At 61.7% G+C, this 17,550-nt stretch carries 17 protein-coding genes; 10 read left to right on the forward strand and 7 right to left on the reverse strand.

The annotated features are described in order from the left end of the window. The first annotated feature begins 12 nt into the window (after positions 1 to 12). Positions 13 to 1,329, forward strand: coding sequence for a bifunctional DedA family/phosphatase PAP2 family protein (locus HX812_RS19325; protein ID WP_038847492.1), 1,317 nt, complete (start codon positions 13 to 15; stop codon positions 1,327 to 1,329). On the opposite strand, the gene HX812_RS19330 is transcribed toward HX812_RS19325, so the two are convergent. From HX812_RS19330 to HX812_RS19340, 3 genes are read right to left on the reverse strand one after another with little or no spacing between them, the layout of a single operon-like run. After that, positions 1,323 to 1,916: an LON peptidase substrate-binding domain-containing protein gene (locus HX812_RS19330; protein WP_038847489.1), complete on the reverse strand. Its 594-nt coding sequence runs from the start codon at positions 1,914 to 1,916 to the stop codon at positions 1,323 to 1,325. The genes HX812_RS19325 and HX812_RS19330 overlap by 7 nt on opposite strands. Positions 1,917 to 1,937: 21 nt before the next feature. Then, the gene (locus tag HX812_RS19335) at positions 1,938 to 2,654 is read right to left on the reverse strand and encodes an LrgB family protein (RefSeq protein WP_038847488.1); all 717 of its coding nucleotides are present in this window, start codon (positions 2,652 to 2,654) and stop codon (positions 1,938 to 1,940) included. Beyond that, entirely contained in the window at positions 2,651 to 3,004 is a 354-nt protein-coding gene (locus tag HX812_RS19340; RefSeq protein ID WP_016978575.1) for a CidA/LrgA family protein, read from the reverse strand. The genes HX812_RS19335 and HX812_RS19340 overlap by 4 nt, the downstream gene beginning before the upstream one ends. Before the next feature lie 177 nt (positions 3,005 to 3,181). On the opposite strand from HX812_RS19340, the gene HX812_RS19345 reads away from it, so the two are divergent. The 3 genes from HX812_RS19345 to HX812_RS19355 all read left to right on the forward strand — a co-directional run bounded on the left by HX812_RS19345 (position 3,182) and on the right by HX812_RS19355 (position 6,132). Then, entirely contained in the window at positions 3,182 to 3,637 is a 456-nt protein-coding gene (locus HX812_RS19345; protein WP_010206803.1) for a MaoC family dehydratase, read from the forward strand. A gap of 105 nt (positions 3,638 to 3,742) precedes the next feature. Further along, complete coding sequence (locus HX812_RS19350) at positions 3,743 to 5,461, forward strand: C13 family peptidase (protein ID WP_038847486.1); 1,719 nt, start codon at positions 3,743 to 3,745, stop codon at positions 5,459 to 5,461. A gap of 29 nt (positions 5,462 to 5,490) precedes the next feature. Beyond that, positions 5,491 to 6,132: an oxidoreductase gene (locus tag HX812_RS19355; RefSeq protein WP_033896428.1), complete on the forward strand. Its 642-nt coding sequence runs from the start codon at positions 5,491 to 5,493 to the stop codon at positions 6,130 to 6,132. Positions 6,133 to 6,269: 137 nt separating this feature from the next. On the opposite strand, the gene HX812_RS19360 is transcribed toward HX812_RS19355, so the two are convergent. Genes HX812_RS19360 through HX812_RS19375 form a run of 4 tightly spaced genes read right to left on the reverse strand, consistent with a single transcriptional unit; the run spans position 6,270 to position 10,478 of the window. Further along, positions 6,270 to 6,554, reverse strand: a complete 285-nt coding sequence (locus tag HX812_RS19360; RefSeq protein WP_016978571.1) for a YceK/YidQ family lipoprotein — start codon at positions 6,552 to 6,554, stop codon at positions 6,270 to 6,272. Then, the gene (gene ubiX / locus HX812_RS19365; RefSeq protein WP_017735613.1) at positions 6,547 to 7,176 is read right to left on the reverse strand and encodes a flavin prenyltransferase UbiX; all 630 of its coding nucleotides are present in this window, start codon (positions 7,174 to 7,176) and stop codon (positions 6,547 to 6,549) included. Before ubiX ends, HX812_RS19360 begins: the two co-directional genes overlap by 8 nt. Then, on the reverse strand, positions 7,173 to 8,522 hold the full coding sequence (mpl, locus tag HX812_RS19370; protein ID WP_038850137.1) for a UDP-N-acetylmuramate:L-alanyl-gamma-D-glutamyl-meso-diaminopimelate ligase: 1,350 nt from the start codon (positions 8,520 to 8,522) through the stop codon (positions 7,173 to 7,175). The genes ubiX and mpl overlap by 4 nt, the downstream gene beginning before the upstream one ends. Before the next feature lie 57 nt (positions 8,523 to 8,579). Next, entirely contained in the window at positions 8,580 to 10,478 is a 1,899-nt protein-coding gene (locus HX812_RS19375) for a sigma-54-dependent Fis family transcriptional regulator (RefSeq protein WP_038850139.1), read from the reverse strand. A gap of 273 nt (positions 10,479 to 10,751) precedes the next feature. On the opposite strand from HX812_RS19375, the gene HX812_RS19380 reads away from it, so the two are divergent. The 6 genes from HX812_RS19380 to HX812_RS19405 all read left to right on the forward strand — a co-directional run bounded on the left by HX812_RS19380 (position 10,752) and on the right by HX812_RS19405 (position 17,546). Further along, the gene (locus tag HX812_RS19380; RefSeq protein WP_016978566.1) at positions 10,752 to 12,272 is read left to right on the forward strand and encodes an aldehyde dehydrogenase family protein; all 1,521 of its coding nucleotides are present in this window, start codon (positions 10,752 to 10,754) and stop codon (positions 12,270 to 12,272) included. A 101-nt stretch (positions 12,273 to 12,373) separates the two neighbouring features. Then, positions 12,374 to 13,807, forward strand: coding sequence for an ethanolamine permease (gene eat / locus HX812_RS19385; protein WP_038846323.1), 1,434 nt, complete (start codon positions 12,374 to 12,376; stop codon positions 13,805 to 13,807). A 52-nt stretch (positions 13,808 to 13,859) separates the two neighbouring features. Next, positions 13,860 to 15,254, forward strand: a complete 1,395-nt coding sequence (locus HX812_RS19390; protein WP_028618091.1) for an ethanolamine ammonia-lyase subunit EutB — start codon at positions 13,860 to 13,862, stop codon at positions 15,252 to 15,254. Beyond that, the gene (gene eutC / locus HX812_RS19395; RefSeq protein WP_038846326.1) at positions 15,251 to 16,084 is read left to right on the forward strand and encodes an ethanolamine ammonia-lyase subunit EutC; all 834 of its coding nucleotides are present in this window, start codon (positions 15,251 to 15,253) and stop codon (positions 16,082 to 16,084) included. Before HX812_RS19390 ends, eutC begins: the two co-directional genes overlap by 4 nt. Positions 16,085 to 16,176: 92 nt before the next feature. Continuing rightward, entirely contained in the window at positions 16,177 to 16,635 is a 459-nt protein-coding gene (locus tag HX812_RS19400; RefSeq protein WP_038846327.1) for an N-acetyltransferase, read from the forward strand. 254 nt (positions 16,636 to 16,889) lie between these two features. Continuing rightward, the gene (locus HX812_RS19405) at positions 16,890 to 17,546 is read left to right on the forward strand and encodes a DedA family protein (RefSeq protein ID WP_033898377.1); all 657 of its coding nucleotides are present in this window, start codon (positions 16,890 to 16,892) and stop codon (positions 17,544 to 17,546) included. The last annotated feature ends 4 nt before the right edge of the window (positions 17,547 to 17,550 follow it).

The raw sequence follows: 17,550 nt of genomic DNA on the forward strand, positions 1-17,550 counted from the left end.
GGAGTGGATTGTATGGGCCAATGGCTCGATAGCATTACCGGTTGGTTGACGCTGAACCCCGAATGGCTGGCAGTGGCGGTGTTTATCGTCGCCTGCGTGGAGTGCCTGGCCATCGCCGGGCTGATCGTGCCAGGCACGGTATTGTTGTTTGCCATTGCCGCCCTCGCCGGCAGCGGTGCGCTGTCACTCAGCGAAACGTTGTTGCTGGGCTTCCTCGGCGGGTTATTGGGTGACGCGGTTTCCTACTTCCTGGGCCGACATTTCCATCAGAACATCCGGCGCTTACCCGGCTTGCGCCACCACCCAGAATGGATGAACAGCGCCGAAACCTACTTCCACAAGTACGGCATCGCCAGCCTGTTGGTCGGCCGCTTCATCGGCCCGCTGCGCCCCATGCTGCCGATGGTGGCCGGGATGTGCGACATGCCCTTCCCACGCTTTGCGATTGTCAGCGTCGTCGCGGCGGCGGGTTGGTCGGTGGCGTATCTGCTGCCAGGCTGGGCAACCGGCGCCGCTTTCCGCCTGCCATTGCCCGAAGGTTTCTGGCCTGAAGCGGCAGTGGTTGCGGGATGCCTTGCGGTCGTGATCGGGCTGAGCTTGAACAGCAGCCTGCGCGGCCATCGTCGCGCCACCTTGTGGATCGGCTGCGCCAGCCTGACGGTATTGATCGCCTTGTTTATCGGCTACCCCCACCTCAATGACTTCGACCAGGGCCTGAGCGCCCTGGTGCAGGAACACCGCAGCCCGTGGCTGGACGAGGTGATGGTGCGCATCACCCAGTTGGGCGAATTCAAGAAGATGTTCTTCGCCAGCGCCGTGTTCACTGGCCTGCTGCTACTGGCGCGGCAATGGCGCCATGCCGTGTTTGTCGGCGCAACGCTGGCCGGGGCTGCGGTGATCAACACCGGGACCAAGTTGTTTTTCGCACGCGGCCGCCCGGAAATCCTGACAGACCCACTGACCAGTTTCAGCATGCCCAGCGGCCATGCGTCCGGTGCGTTCGCGTTTTTCCTGGCGCTGGCGATCCTGGCTGGTCGCGGGCAACCCGTGCGGTTGCGCCTGACCTGGATGCTGCTGGGCTGTATTCCTGCCGCGTTCATTGCGCTATCGCGGGTCTACCTCGGCGCCCATTGGCCCACGGACATCCTGGCCGGCACGCTGCTGGCAATGACAGTGTGCGCGTTCAGCCTGGGCATCACCCAGTACCGCAGCCCGCTACCGGCCATGTCGCAAAAAACCTGGTGGCTGTTGCTGCCGGCACTGGTCGCGGTGCTGAGTTTCATCGCGCTCACCGGCACGCCCCACGCCCTGCTGCGCTATGCCTACTGAGTGAACAGTTCGCCCTGCAACTCGTCGAGCAGCATCTGGATCGCGTCCAGGCGCTGTTGCGGGTCGTCGAGTTGCAGCAGGTCGATCTTGTCGGCCTCGGTAAAGGGCAGCAGATACGCCAACTGATTGCCCAAGGCTTGCTGGCCGTCGGCGTGGGCGTCCATGTCCAGCGAGGCCACCATGGGGTGCTCGGCCAATGCCTGGAGCAGCGCCAGCAGGTCGGCGTCTTCCTCTTCCAAGGGTTGGTCCGGCAGCTCTTCAAGCCACTGCACTTCAGCCACCAACAATTGGTCCTTTTGCACGCCAGCGTCCCGTACGCGGAAGCGGCGCCCGCCCTCGACGCGAATCCCCAGCAGGCCGTTGTCCTGTTGCTTGAAGTCGCGGATCAGCGCTTCACAGCCGATCAATGCGTAGCCATCCGGCGCCGTGCCCACCTCCTGGCCGTCAAGAATGCACACCACGCCGAAGCTTTCGCCTTTTTTCATGCAACGGGCGACCATGTCCAGGTAGCGCGCCTCGAACAGTTGCAGATCGAGGGTGCAGCCAGGGAACAGCACGGTATTGAGCGGGAACAGCGCCAGACTCATAAAGGTTTCCTTAAACCCGGTTTAAACGATCACCGACACGGCCAGCGGCAGGAATACCGCCGTGGCCACGCCCATCAGACTCATCGCCAGCGCTGCAAAGGCGCCGCATTCTTCGCTTTCCTGCAGGGCCACCGACGTGCCGACGGCGTGGGCCGTCATGCCCAGCGCCATGCCACGCGCCTCGGGGCTGTGCACACCCAGGCGCGACAAATAGGCCGGGCCGATCATCGCGCCGACCACCCCGGTGATCAACACAAACACCGCCGCCAGGGCCGCCACGCCACCGATCTGCTCGGCCACCAGCATGGCGATCGGCGAGGTCACCGACTTGGGCGCCATGGTCATCAACATCATGTGTTCGGCACCGAACCACCAACCCAGCAGCACACACAGGCCGGTGGCGAGGACCCCACCTATCACCAGCGTAGTAAAAATCGGCCAGAACAATTGGCGAATGCGCCGCAGGTTCAGGTAAAGCGGCACGGCCAGCGCTACGGTGGCCGGGCCGAGCAGGATGCCCATGATCTCGGTGCTCTTGCGGTACTCGGCGTAGCTCAGGCCGCAGGTGATCAGCACGCCGATCACCAGCAGCATGGACACCAGCACCGGCTGCAGGAAGATCCAGCGGGTTTTCTCGAACCCTGCCAGTACCAGTTGATAAGCGCCAAGGGTGATGCCGATGCCGAACAACGGGTGATGAATGACTGCCGTCCACGCGCCCTGCCAGTCGAAGATCATTGATCCTTCTCCTTGCGCTTGACCATCTGCTGCATCAGCACACCGACGAAGCCCATGGCAATCACCAGCGACAGCACCAGCGCGCCGACAATGGCCCAGAAATCCGCGGCAATGTCCTTGGCATACACCATCACCCCTACCGCTGGCGGCACCAGCAGCAACGGCAAGTAACGCAATAGGCTGCTGGCCGCCAGGCTCAAGGGCTCGCCGACCTCGCCCTTCCAGATCAGGAAACCCAGCATCAGCAGCAGGCCGATGATCGGCCCCGGCAGCACCGGCAACAGCAAATGATTGATCGCCGTGCCGATCAGTTGAAACAGCACCAGCCAGGTCAGGCCACGTAACAGCATCCGTTCTTCCCCCTCAAGACTCGCCCGCATTATAAGCACGCCCGCCCTATGCACCGGCATTCGCCAAAAGCATGGTGGGTTGACCGAGCCGATTGGCCATGATGATCTACATTGGTTCTCTGTAACCCATAAAAAACCAGACGTTGTACACAGCGTGATGAACCAAGGAGAGACGCAATGCCCTATGTACCCGTAGCGCAGCTCAAAGATTATGTCGGCAAGGAACTGGGACGTTCCGAATGGCTCACCATCGACCAGGCGCGTATCAACCTGTTCGCCGAGGCCACTGGCGATCATCAGTTCATCCACGTCGACCCGGTCAAGGCCGCGCAGACGCCGTTCGGCAGCACTATCGCCCACGGTTTCCTGTCGCTGTCGCTGATGCCCAAGCTGATGGAAGACCTGCTGATCGTGCCCGAAGGCCTGAAGATGGCGGTCAACTATGGGCTGGACAGCGTGCGTTTCATCCAGCCGGTCAAGGTCAACTCCAAGGTGCGCCTGAACGTGACGCTCAATGACGTCACCGAGAAAAAACCCGGCCAATGGCTGCTCAAGGCCACTGCCACCCTGGAAATCGAAGGCCAGGAAAAACCGGCTTACATTGCCGAGTCGTTGTCGCTCTACTTCGTGTAAGCCCGCGCCTGTGGTGGGGATATAAACCTCACCACAGTGTATGTAAATTTATGTATGAAACTCGCAGCTGCGGCATACTCGGCGCTCAATTATCCGGATCCCGCTATGCGCCCACTCGCCCCCCTCGCCCTTGCCCTGTTGCTCACCGCTTGCGGAGACGGCGAATCGCTGTTGCCGCCCGATGCGCGCCTGCCCGACGGCGGCCGTTACCGGGGCGACGTGGTCGATGGCTTGCTGCAAGGCCAGGGCCGCGTGGACTACCCCAACGGCAGCTGGTACGCCGGCCAGTTCGACAAAGGCCAGTGGCACGGTCAGGGCGAGTGGCATGGCAGCAACGGCGAAGTCTATAAAGGCCAGTTCCAACAGGGCCTGTTCGACGGCCAAGGCAGCTTGACCACGGCGGGCAGCCACTATGTCGGCGGCTTCAAAAATGGTCGACGCAATGGCGAAGGCACCCTCAAAGAGGGGCAGATGACCTATCGCGGCGAGTTCAAGGACGACCAGTATTCCGGCCTCGGCCGCCTGGAGCTGGCCGACGGCAGCCAATACCAGGGCCAGTTCGCCCACGGCAAGCCGAATGGCGAAGGCCAGCGCAACGACGACAGCGGCAACCAGTTCAGCGGTCATTTCGTTGATGGCCAGCTGGAAGGCAATGGCACGTTCAACAGCGCCGATGGCGACATCTATGTCGGCCAGTTCAAACAGAACCAACTGAACGGCAAGGGCCGCTACGAGAACGCCGACGGCGACGTGTGGATCGGCCAGTTCAAGGAAGGCGCGCTCACCGGCAAGGGCGAATTGATCGGCGTCGACGGCAGCCACTACGTCGGCCAGTTCAGCGATTGGCGTTTCACCGGCGAAGGCCGCCTGAACCTCACCGACGGCAGCTTCTATATCGGCGGTTTCGACAGCGACAGCTATCAAGGCAAAGGCACCCTGGTGCTCACCGACGGTACTGTACAGGCCGGCACCTGGGTCAACGGCATGCGTGTGCGGGACGCCGACGGCAAACTGCTGCCCGACCCGTTGGAAATCGGCGTGTTGGCTCAGGGTCGCCTGCTCGACGCCGCCCTCGCCGCCGTGCCCGCCTCCACCCCTGCCGTGGAGCTGTACACCCTGGCCGTGGCTGGCGATGGCAAGCAGAGCGTGTTCCTGCGCGAAGCCGATTACGTCAGCAACATGCTCGCCACCCGTTTCGGTGCACGCGGGCAGATTCGCCTGGTCAACCACCGCGACCACATTGCCGACCGCCCGCTGGCCACTCGCGAAAGCCTGCGCCGCGCCGTGCAGACCCTGGCCGACCGCACCGGCCCGGAAGACCTGGTGTTTATCTACATGACCAGCCACGGCACCCACGAACACGAACTGGTGCTCGACCAACCGCGCATGGAGCTGGCCGACCTGCCCGCCGATGAGCTGGCCGCCGTGCTGGCACCACTGAAGAACCGCGACAAGATCGTGGTGATCTCGGCCTGCTACTCCGGTGGTTTCATCCCGGCCCTGAAGGACGAGCGCACCCTGATCATGACCGCTTCCCGCGCCGATCGCGTGTCCTTCGGCTGCTCCGAAGAAGCCGACTTCACCTACTTCGGCGACGCCCTCTTCGCCCAAGCCTTCAACCAGACCGACGACTTGCAGCAAGCCTTCAAGCTGGCACAGCTGCATGTGGCCGAACGCGAGCAGGCGGACAACTTCGAAGCCTCCGAACCGCAGATCTGGGCCCCCAAGGGTGTGATCGCCCATTGGCAATTATTACGCAAACAGCAGGCACGAAAGGCGCTCGAAAGCGTCTCAATGAATAGCAAGGAAGCCAAAGGCAACTAAGCTGAACTGTGTAACAAGGGGGAAACACCATGTACCTGACGCCTCAGCATATCTTGCTCGCCGGAGCCACCGGCCTTACCGGCGAACACCTGCTCGATCGCCTGCTCAACGAACCCACCGTGACCCGCGTGCTCGCGCCCAGCCGCAAGCCACTGGCCGAACACCCGCACCTGGAAAACCCGGTGGGCGACCCGGCGGTGTTCCTGCCGCAGCTGAGTGGCCAGGTGGACCTGGCCTTCTGCTGCCTGGGCACCACCATCAAACAGGCGGGGTCCGAAGCGGCGTTTCGCGCCGTCGATCTGGACATGGTCGTGGCCTTCGCCAAGCGTGCGCGGGAAATGGGCGCACGCCACCTGATCGTGATCAGCGCGATTGGCGCCGATCCAAAATCCTCGATATTCTACAACCGCGTCAAAGGGGAAATGGAAGAAGCACTCAAAGCCCAAGGCTGGCCACAACTGACCATCGTGCGGCCGTCGTTGCTATTGGGGGAACGGCTGGAGCCGCGTTTGGCGGAGCAACTGGCCGGGCCGTTGTCGCGGCTGATTCCGGGCAAATACCACGGCATTGAAGTGTGCGAGCTGGCCCGGGCCATGTGGCGCCTGGCGCTGGAAGAGCAGGACGGGGTGCGGGTGGTGGAGTCGGATGAGCTGCGCAAACTCGGTAAATAACCCAATTTAGCGGCCTGACAGAGATCCAAATGTGGGAGCGGGCTTGCTCGCGAAAGCGGTGGATCAGTCAACCTATGCATCGATTGAAATAACGCCTTCGCGAGCAAGCCCGCTCCCACATTGGTTTTGTGTTGCGGTTAAAGACCGCCTGTGGCGTTGAATCCTACGCCCAACACCGTCAACACCGACAGCGGCAACAATAAGGTATCAAGCAAGGCACTCGCCGGCAGGTCTACCCCCGGATAAGCCGGCGCCTCGGCACCAAACCTGTCCTTGGCGCAGCAACCGCCATTCATTGCATACAAATCCAACCGCGTACCGGCATACACCACCGGCGCGCCAGGTTGCGCCGCGTCCAACGTGCGCGCGGTGGCGCAGCCTGTCAGTTGCAGCGCCAGCAGGATCAGCAGCGCCTTATTCATCGCTGCTCAGATGGTGCTCGCCCCAGCGCGGCAGCATGTCTTGGGGAATATTCAGCAGGTTGAGAATGCGCGCCACCACAAAATCCACCAGGTCATCGATGGTCTGCGGCTGGTGATAGAAACCCGGCGAGGCCGGCAAAATCGTCACGCCCATGTTCGACAGCTTGAGCATGTGTTCCAGATGAATGCTCGAATACGGCGCTTCACGGGGCACCAGGATCAACTGGCGACGCTCCTTCAGGGTCACGTCCGCTGCGCGCTCGATCAGGTTGTTGCAGGCTCCCGTAGCAATGGCCGACAGGGTGCCGGTGGAACACGGCACCACCACCATCGCCGCCGGCGCACCCGAACCAGACGCCACGGGCGACATCCAGTCCTCTTTGCCGTAGACCTTGATCTGCCCCGCCGCCGCACCGGTGTATTCGGTGAGGAAGGCCTGCATCATCTGCACCTTGGGCGGCAGCGCCACGTCGGTCTCGGTGGCCATCACCAGCTGCGCCGCCTTGGAGATCAGGAAGTGCACCTCACGGTCTTCGCGCACCAGGCAATCGAGCAGGCGCAAACCATAAGGCGCACCGGAGGCGCCCGTCATCGCCAGCGTGACGCGTTCCGGGCCACTCATTTCAGCGCCTCGGCCAGTTTGCCGTGCAGGCCGCCAAAGCCGCCGTTGCTCATGACCACCACGTGGGTGCCCGGCTTGGCCTGATGCTTGACGTGTTCGATGATGCCTTCGATGGAGTCACACACAGTTGAAGGCACGGTGCACAGCGCTGCGATTCCCGGCAGGTCCCAGCCGAGGTTGGCCGGTGCGTACCAGACCACCTGGTCGGCATCGTTGACGCTTTCCGGCAGGCCATCGCGGTGGGCACCCAGCTTCATGGAGTTGGAACGCGGCTCGACAATCGCAATGATCGGCGCATCGCCGACACGCTTGCGCAGGCCGTCCAACGTAGTCGCAATGGCCGTCGGGTGGTGGGCAAAGTCGTCGTAGATGGTAATCCCATTCACGTCGGCGACTTTTTCCATGCGGCGCTTCACGCTTTTGAAGGCGCTCAACGCGGCAATGCCCATGGACGGCACCACGCCTACATGCCGAGCAGCCGCCAGGGTGACCAAGGCGTTGGCGACGTTGTGCTGGCCGGTCATGTCCCACTCGACGACGCCCTGGGCCTCGCCTTCGAACAGCACTTCAAATCTGGAACCGTCTTCACTGAGCAGCTTGACCTGCCACTGCCCACCCACGCCGGTGGTTTGCACCGGGGTCCAGCAGCCCATCTCGATCACACGCTGCAAGGCGGGTTCGGTGGTCGGGTGGATCACCAGGCCTTCGCTTGGAATAGTGCGAACCAAGTGATGGAACTGACGCTCGATAGCCGGCAGATCAGGGAAGATGTCGGCGTGATCGAACTCCAGGTTGTTCAGGATCGCCGTGCGTGGGCGGTAGTGAACGAACTTGGAGCGTTTGTCGAAGAAGGCGCTGTCGTATTCATCCGCCTCGATCACGAAGAACGGCGTATCGCCGAGGCGCGCCGACACCGAGAAATTCTGCGGCACGCCGCCGATCAGGAAGCCCGGGCTCATGCCCGCATGTTCCAGCACCCAGGCCAGCATGCTGCTGGTGGTGGTCTTGCCATGAGTGCCAGCAACCGCGAGTACCCAACGGCCTTGCAGCACATGGTCGGCCAGCCATTGCGGGCCGGACACATAAGGCAAACCTTTATTGAGTACGTATTCGACCGCCGGGTTGCCACGGGACATGGCATTGCCGATCACCACCAGGTCCGGGACCGGGTCGAATTGCGACGGGTCGTAGCCTTGGGTCAGCTCGATGCCCTGGGCCTCGAGTTGCGTGCTCATGGGCGGATAGACGTTGGCGTCGGAGCCTGTCACGTGATGGCCCAGCTCTTTGGCCAGAACCGCCATCGAGCCCATGAACGTGCCGCAAATACCGAGAATATGAATGTGCATAGTCGACCTCGTAAAACATCGAGGCAGGTTAGCGCAGGGGGGCGAAAATCGCACCCTTTAGCTGAGGGTGTGACGTGCGATGCCGTGCCGGCGCAGCTTTCTATACAGCGTGTTGCGGCTGACGCCCAGTTGCTCTGCCGTGTGCGTCATGTGCCAGCGCTGCTGCTGCAACGCGGCGAGCAAGGCCAGGCGCTCGGCGTCTTCCAGCGGCGATTCCAACGGTTTGGCCTGCGCGACCGGCACGGGCCGGGCCTGACGGATCTGCGCGGGCAAATCCTCCAGGCCGACACGCCCTCCATCACACAGCGCCACCAGGGTGCGCAGTACCGTGCGCAACTGGCGGACGTTACCCGGCCAGGCAAACGCCAACAACGCCCCACGCGCCGATGGGTCGAGAGCCACCGACTCACCATTGGCCTCCTGGGCCAGCAGGAAATCCAATAACTGGGACTTATCGCTACGCTCGCGCAACGGCGGCAAGCCGACTTCCAGGCCATTGAGCCGGTAATACAAATCTTCGCGGAAGCTGCCGTCCTGCACGCGCTCCAGTAGATTGCGGTGGGTTGCGCTGATAATTCGCACATTCACCGCCTGGGGCTCGCCGCCGAGCGGCACCACCAGCCGATCCTCCAGTACCCTTAATAGTCGGGTTTGCAGCGCCAGGGGCATGTCGCCGATTTCATCGAGGAACAGGGTGCCGCCGTCGGCTTGCTGCAACTTGCCTTGCATGCCTTCTTTGCGCGCCCCGGTAAAGCTGCCGCCGCGATAGCCGAACAGCTCGCTCTCGATCAGGCTTTCCGGGATGGCGGCGCAGTTGAGCGCGACGAACGCCTTGTCGGCGCGCTGGCTGGCCAGGTGCACGGCCTTGGCGAAGGCCTCTTTGCCGGAACCGGTTTCGCCATTGATCAACAGCGGCACATCACGCTCGAATACCCGCAGCGCCTTGCGAAAGTCCTGTTGCAACGCGGGATCGCCCAGGCAGATGCCGGGCAACGGAGCCGGCTCGGGCTTGATGAACGGCGCCGGCGCGCTGCGCACTTGCCCACGCAATGCGGCAAACAGTTGTCGACCATCGCGGGTGCGCAGCGGCCAACTGGCCGTGGCATTGGCGCTGGCGCGGCCGAATAATTGATCCAGGGAACAGTCGAAAAACGCTTCCACCGGCTGCCCCAACAAGCCGCCGCGCACCTGGCCCAACAGGTTCAACGCGCTCTGGTTGACCGCACAGATGCGCCCTTCTCCGTCAAAGGCCAGCAACCCTTCGCTGAACAGCCCCACCGACTCGGCCTGCAAGTGAAAACGCAGCAGCCAGTGGTTCTCGAAATGACGCAGGAAGTAGCAACTCTCGATCATCTTCGCCGACAGGTTCACCAGCGCCATCGTGTGAAACTGGCTCTGGCGCGACACCGCTTCCCGCGCGGAGGACACATCCAGCACCGCCAGCAGATCCCCATGGGGATCGAACACCGGGCTCGCCGAGCAGGTCAGCCCGGTATGCCGGCCACGAAAGTGTTCATCACGATGAATGGTCAGGGATTGGCGTTCCACCAGGCAGGTACCGATGCCGTTGGTGCCCTCGCAGGCCTCGCTCCAATCCGCGCCCAGCCACAACCCGGCGCGCTCGAAGATCTTGCGCTCGGACGGCGCGGTGACACAGTTGAGGATCACGCCGCGTGCATCCGTGAGCAACACCGCATGGCCGGCGCCCGAGAGCTGCTGATGCAGGCTGTTCATCTCGTTGCCGGCGATGTGCAGCACTTGTTGCAGGCGCTCGCGGCTTTCCAGCAAGCGACCATGTTCAAGCACAGTCGGTGCAATGGTTTGCGCAGGGTCGAGGTGGTAGTCCTCCAGACAACGCAGCCAGGAGCGGGCGATGGACGGATCGCTGGACGGGTCGCGGCCATGCGCCACGGTGAGGACTTGCTGGGCATGCCGGCTGAAATGATCGTTGTGCATTTCTTATTATTCTCCCTGCGTGAGAACCACCAGCATCCCCCAGCCTTCCAGGCAATGCAATCCCGCTGCGACTCACCGGTCACAGGCTGTACCGTTTGTGGCACAAACTGTCACACCGGGTGTATCGAGCCTGCTACAGCAACGCCTTGCTACAAAGCCTAAGCCCTTGATTTGCCTGGCCAGCAAGGCGGTGGCCCAACCTTTGCTCTACGCTTTATCAAGCGCTTGCTGCGCTGCGCTCCCAATAAACATAAAAGCCAGGAGATACCCGCCATGCGTTACGCACACCCCGGTACTGAAGGCGCCATCGTTTCGTTCAAGGCCAAGTACGGCAACTACATCGGTGGCGAGTTCGTTGCGCCGGTCGATGGCAACTATTTCACCAACACCTCGCCGGTCAACGGCAAGGCAATTGCCGAATTCCCGCGCTCCACCGCCAAAGACATCGACAAGGCCCTGGACGCCGCCCATGCCGCCGCCGACGCCTGGGGCAAGACCTCGGCCCAGGATCGCTCGCTGGTCCTGCTGAAAATCGCCGACCGCATCGAACAGAACCTCGAACTGCTGGCCATCACCGAAACCTGGGACAACGGCAAGGCCGTGCGTGAAACCCTCAACGCCGACATCCCACTGGCCGCCGACCACTTCCGCTACTTCGCTGGCTGCATCCGCGCCCAGGAAGGCACCAGCGCCGAAATCAACGAACACACGGCGTCGTACCACTTCCATGAACCGCTGGGCGTGGTCGGCCAGATCATCCCGTGGAACTTCCCGATCCTGATGGCGGCGTGGAAACTCGCCCCGGCCCTGGCCGCCGGTAACTGCGTGGTACTCAAGCCCGCCGAGCAAACCCCGCTGGGCATCACCGTGTTGCTGGAGGTGATCGGTGACCTGTTGCCACCTGGCGTGTTGAACGTGGTTCAAGGCTTCGGCAAAGAAGCCGGCGAAGCCCTGGCCACCAGCAAGCGCATCGCCAAGATTGCCTTCACAGGCTCGACGCCCGTGGGCTCGCACATCATGCATGCGGCGGCCGAGAACATCATTCCGTCGACCGTGGAATTGGGCGGCAAGTCGCCGAACATCTTCTTCGCCGACATCATGAAAGCCGAGCCGTCCTTTATTGAGAAAGCCGCCGAAGGGTTGGTGCTGGCGTTCTTCAACCAAGGCGAAGTGTGCACCTGCCCTTCCCGTGCGCTGGTGGAAGAGTCGATCTACGACGACTTCATGAAAGTCGTGATGAAGAAAATCGAGTCGATCAAACGCGGCGACCCGCTGGACACCGACACCATGGTCGGCGCCCAGGCGTCCGAGCAGCAATTCGACAAGATCCTGTCCTACCTGGAAATCGCCAAGGGCGAAGGCGCGCAACTGCTGACCGGCGGCAAAGTCGAGAAGCTCACCGGTGACATGGCCGGCGGCTATTACATCCAGCCGACCCTGCTCAAGGGCACCAACGAAATGCGCGTATTCCAGGAAGAAATCTTCGGCCCGGTGGTGAGCATCACCACCTTCAAGGACGAAGCCGAAGCCCTGGCGATCGCTAACGACACCGAGTTCGGCCTGGGCGCCGGCGTGTGGACCCGCGACATCAACCGCGCCTACCGCATGGGCCGCGCGATCAAGGCGGGCCGCGTGTGGACCAACTGCTACCACCTGTACCCGGCGCACGCCGCGTTTGGTGGTTACAAAAAGTCCGGCGTGGGGCGTGAAACGCACAAGATGATGTTGGATCACTACCAGCAGACTAAAAACTTGCTGGTAAGTTACGACATTAATCCATTGGGCTTCTTCTAACTGACACCCCGCTCCCACATTTAGATCTTCATAAGTACTTGCGAATTGCATTCGGCACAAAGAGGCCGAGTTAAAACAATAACAACGGAAGGTACTTTCCCATGTCTAGCGAACCTACAAGTTCATCTGTCGACTTCGAAAAAGTCGACTCCCAATACTTCCAACAACGCGAATTGAAAAAAGGTGCCGCCGGCTGGGTACTGCTGGTCGGCCTTGGCGTTGCCTACGTGATCTCCGGCGACTACGCCGGTTGGAACTTCGGCCTGGCCCAGGGTGGCTGGGGCGGGATGTTCCTTGCCACCTTGTTGATGGCCACCATGTACCTGTGCATGTGTTTTTCCCTGGCCGAACTGTCTTCCATGATTCCTACCGCTGGCGGCGGCTACGGTTTTGCGCGCAGCGCCTTTGGCCCTTGGGGCGGGTTTCTCACGGGCACCGCCATCCTGATCGAATACGCCATCGCCCCTGCCGCCATCGCGGTGTTTATCGGCGCGTATTGCGAGTCGCTGTTCGGCATCGGCGGCTGGATGATTTACCTGGCGTTCTACATCATCTTTATTGGCATCCACATCTTTGGCGTGGGGGAAGCCCTGAAGTTGATGTTCGTTATTACCGCCGTGGCTGCAATCGCGCTGGGTGTGTTTCTGGTGGCGATGGTGCCGCACTTCAATGTCGCCAACCTGCTGGATATTCCGGTGACTGAAGCCATGGGCGCCAGCACCTTCCTGCCGTTCGGCTACGTGGGTGTGTGGGCCGCAATTCCTTATGCCATCTGGTTCTTCCTGGCCGTAGAGGGTGTGCCCCTGGCCGCCGAAGAAACCAAGAACCCGAAACGCGACCTGCCGCGTGGCCTGATCGGCGCCATTGTGGTGCTGACCAGTTTTGCCCTGTTGATCCTGGTGATCGCACCGGGCGGCGCCGGCACTTACGCATTGATCAAATCCGGCAACCCGCTGGTTGAAGCATTGGCGCTGTCCTACGGCGGTTCCACCTGGATGGGCAGCTTCGTAAACCTGGTGGGGCTTGCTGGCCTGATCGCGAGCTTTTTCTCGATCATATACGCCTATTCGCGGCAGATCTTCGCACTGTCCCGTGCTGGCTACCTGCCGCGCAAACTGTCCCAGACCAACAAGAGCAAGGCACCCGTGTTGGCCTTGGTGATCCCCGGCATCATCGGCTTCGGCTTGTCGCTGACCGGCCAGGGTGACCTGCTGATTCTGGTGGCGGTGTTTGGCGCAACCATTTCCTACGTGCTGATGATGGCCGCGCACATCACCCTGCGCATCCGTCGCCCCAAAATGGACCGTCCGTACCGCACGCCGGGCGGTATCTTCACCTCCGGCGTTGCGCTGGTGCTGGCCTGTGTGGCCGTGGTGGCGGGCTTTCTGGTGGATCCGCGGGTGGTGATTGGCGCCGCGATCATCTATGGAGTATTAATTGCTTACTTTGCTTTCTACAGCCGGCATCACTTGGTAGCAGGCACGCCCGAAGAGGAATTCGCGGCGATCCAGGCCGCAGAGGCCGCCCTGCACTAACTGCCGTAAACCTCGACGCGGGCAGTTGCTCGCGTCGCCAAGGAGACACTGTATGGCAAGCTTTTCCCACGCGGTGGGTGCACAAACCTACCGCTTCGACAGCCTCAAGGACGTGATGGCCAAGGCCAGCCCCGCACGCTCCGGGGACTTCCTCGCCGGCGTCGCCGCACAGAACGACGGTGAGCGCGTGGCGGCGCAGATGGCATTGGCAAATATCCCGTTGAAGCATTTCCTGCAAGAAGTGTTGATCCCCTACGAAAGCGACGAAGTCACCCGCCTGATCATCGACACCCACGATAAACAGGCGTTTGCCGCCGTCAGCCACCTGACCGTCGGCGGTCTGCGTGACTGGCTGCTCAGCGATGCGGCCGACGAACATTCCCTACGCGCCTTGGCGCCAGGTCTGACACCAGAGATGGCCGCCGCCGTGTCCAAGATCATGCGCGTGCAGGACCTGGTACTGGTGGCGCAGAAGATCCGCGTGGTTACGCAATTTCGCGGCACTATGGGCCTGCGCGGGCGTTTATCCACACGCCTGCAACCGAACCATCCGACAGACGAGCCGGCGGGTATCGCCGCGAGTATTTTGGATGGGCTGTTGTACGGCAATGGCGACGCGATGATCGGCATCAACCCGGCCACCGACAGCATCGCCTCGATCTGCGCCATGCTGGAGATGCTCGACGCGATCATCCAGCGCTACGAGATTCCGACCCAGGCCTGCGTGCTGACCCACGTCACCACCTCCATCGAGGCCATCAACCGTGGCGTGCCACTGGACCTGGTGTTCCAGTCGATCGCAGGCACCGAGGCGGCCAACGCCAGTTTCGGCATCAGCCTGAGCGTGCTGCAGGAAGGTTATGAAGCAGGGTTGAGCCTCAATCGCGGCACCTTGGGCCAGAATTTGATGTATTTCGAGACCGGCCAAGGCAGCGCCTTGTCGGCCAACGCGCACTTTGGCGTCGACCAACAAACCTGCGAGACCCGCGCCTACGCGGTAGCCCGACATTTCAAGCCGTTTCTGGTGAATACCGTCGTAGGATTTATCGGTCCGGAGTACCTGTACAACGGCAAGCAGATCATCCGCGCCGGCCTCGAAGACCACTTCTGCGGCAAGCTGCTCGGCGTGCCCATGGGTTGCGACATCTGCTACACCAACCACGCCGAAGCCGACCAGGACGACATGGACACCCTGCTGACCCTGCTGGGCGTGGCCGGGATCAACTTCATCATGGGCATCCCCGGTTCCGACGACATCATGCTCAATTACCAGACCACCTCGTTCCACGACGCGCTCTATGCCCGGCAAACATTGGGTTTAAAACCGGCGCCGGAATTCGAACAGTGGCTGGCAAAAATGGGCATCTTCACGCAAGCCGACGGCAAGGTGCACTTCGGCAACAGCCTGCCACCGGCCTTTCGCCAAGCCTTGGCGCAACTGGGATGAAGGAGCCGCCTGTGCAACTCGACCTGCCTGACAACCCCTGGCTGGAACTGCGCCGCCTGACCCCGGCGCGCATTGCCCTGGGCCGAACCGGCACCAGCATTCCCACCAACGCGCAGCTGGACTTTCAATTTGCCCACGCCCAGGCGCGCGACGCGGTGCATTTGCCCTTTGACCACGCGGGCCTCAGCAGCCAGCTGGCCGAACGCGGGCGTGACACACTGTTGCTGCACAGCGCGGCTGCCGACCGCCACAGCTACCTGCAACGCCCGGACCTGGGGCGGCGTCTGAGTGATGAATCCGCCCAAGCGCTGCGCGATCACGCATCGGCCAATCCCGGCGGCGTCGACTTGGCCGTGGTGGTGGCCGATGGCTTATCCGCGCTGGCCGTGCATAAACACACCTTGCCGTTTCTGACGCGCATGGAGGAACAGACCCACGCTGAAGGCTGGTCGTTGTCGCCGGTCATTCTGGTGGAACAAGGCCGCGTCGCTGTGGCGGATGAAATCGGGCAATTGCTCGGCGCCAAGATGGTGGTGATCCTGATCGGCGAACGGCCGGGGCTCAGTTCACCGGACAGCCTGGGGTTGTATTTCACCTACAACCCCAAGGTCGGCCTCACCGACGCCTATCGCAATTGCATCTCCAATGTGCGCCTGGAAGGCCTGAGCTATGGCATGGCGGCCCATCGTTTGCTGTACTTGATGCGAGAGGCGTGTCGTCGGCAGCTGTCGGGGGTCAATCTCAAGGACGAGGCGCAGGTTCAGACCATCGAATCGGATGATCCGGACCTGATGAAAGGCAATTTCCTGCTCAGTTCACCGGATGACTGATTGCTGCACGATTGCGCTTTTTCGCGCCATTAGGCAGCATCGAGTCACGGCCGCTTGTGTGGTCATCCCCCATTTGGAAGTTGAGGCCTGGCATGCGGATTACTCAAGCGACCCTGGAACACCTGGACCTGTTGACCCCGCTGTTCGTCAAATACCGCGAGTTCTACGGGGCCTTACCCTTCCCGGACTCATCGCGGGACTTCCTGGAAAAGCGCCTGCGCCGCAAGGAATCGGTGATTTACCTGGCCCTGGCGGATGATGACGACAAAAAACTGCTGGGCTTTTGCCAGCTGTACCCGAGCTTTTCATCGTTGTCGCTCAAGCGGGTGTGGATCCTCAATGACATCTATGTGGCTGAAGACGCACGTCGGCAACTGGTGGCGGATAACCTGATGCGCACGGCGAAGAAGATGGCCAAGGAGACCCACGCGGTACGGCTGCGGGTATCGACCAGCAGCGACAATGAAGTGGCGCAGAAGACCTACGAGTCGATTGGGTTTCGCGAAGACACGGAGTTCAAGAACTACACACTGCCCATCAGCGAAGACTGAGCCCCGACAACACCAAAAATCCCTTGTGGGAGCGGGCTTGCTCGCGAAGGCGAGCAAGCCCGCTCCCACATTTAGATCGTGTACGCCAGAGAAACCACGACATCCCCCGCTACAAAACCAACACGCTTTTCACCTCTCAATCCGTATAATGCGGACCTTTCAGGGTTGTAAGAAAAGCGGCATACACTTGTAGCCTTATTACCCGAGCTTCCGCACAGGCCTGCTGAGCCGGGCCATTCACACAGGTGCCATCCATGGATTTCAACCCGCTCGACCTTATCCTGCATCTCGACGTCTACCTCGACCTGCTGGTAACCAATTACGGTCCGTGGATCTACGCCATTCTGTTTCTGGTCATCTTTTGCGAAACCGGCCTGGTGGTCATGCCGTTTCTGCCGGGTGACTCGTTGCTGTTCATTGCCGGCGCCGTGGCCGCAGGCGGCGGCATGGACCCGGTGCTGCTCGGCGGCCTGTTGATGCTGGCGGCGATCCTGGGCGACAGCACCAACTACGTCATCGGGCGAACGGTCGGCGAACGCTTGTTCAACAACCCGAACTCGAAGATCTTCCGCCGCGACTACCTGCAAAAAACCCACGATTTCTACGACAAGCACGGCGGCAAAACCGTGACCCTGGCGCGCTTCCTGCCCATCCTGCGTACCTTCGCACCGTTCGTGGCGGGTATCGCCAAGATGCCTTACCCACGCTTCTTCGGCTTCAGCGTATTCGGCACCATCCTCTGGGTCGGCGGCCTGGTGACCCTGGGTTACTTCTTCGGCAACGTGCCCTTTATCAAGAAAAACCTGTCGCTGCTGGTGGTGTTCATCATCCTGCTGTCGCTGGTGCCGATGATCATTGGTGTGTTCCGCAGCCGCTTTGGCCGCGCGTCCTCCGAAGCCAAGCCGCAGTAACCGG

It is taken from the genome of Pseudomonas sp. IPO3749 (assembly GCF_013386605.1).
In the GTDB taxonomy this organism is placed as follows: Bacteria; Pseudomonadota; Gammaproteobacteria; order Pseudomonadales; family Pseudomonadaceae; genus Aquipseudomonas; species Aquipseudomonas azotoformans_A.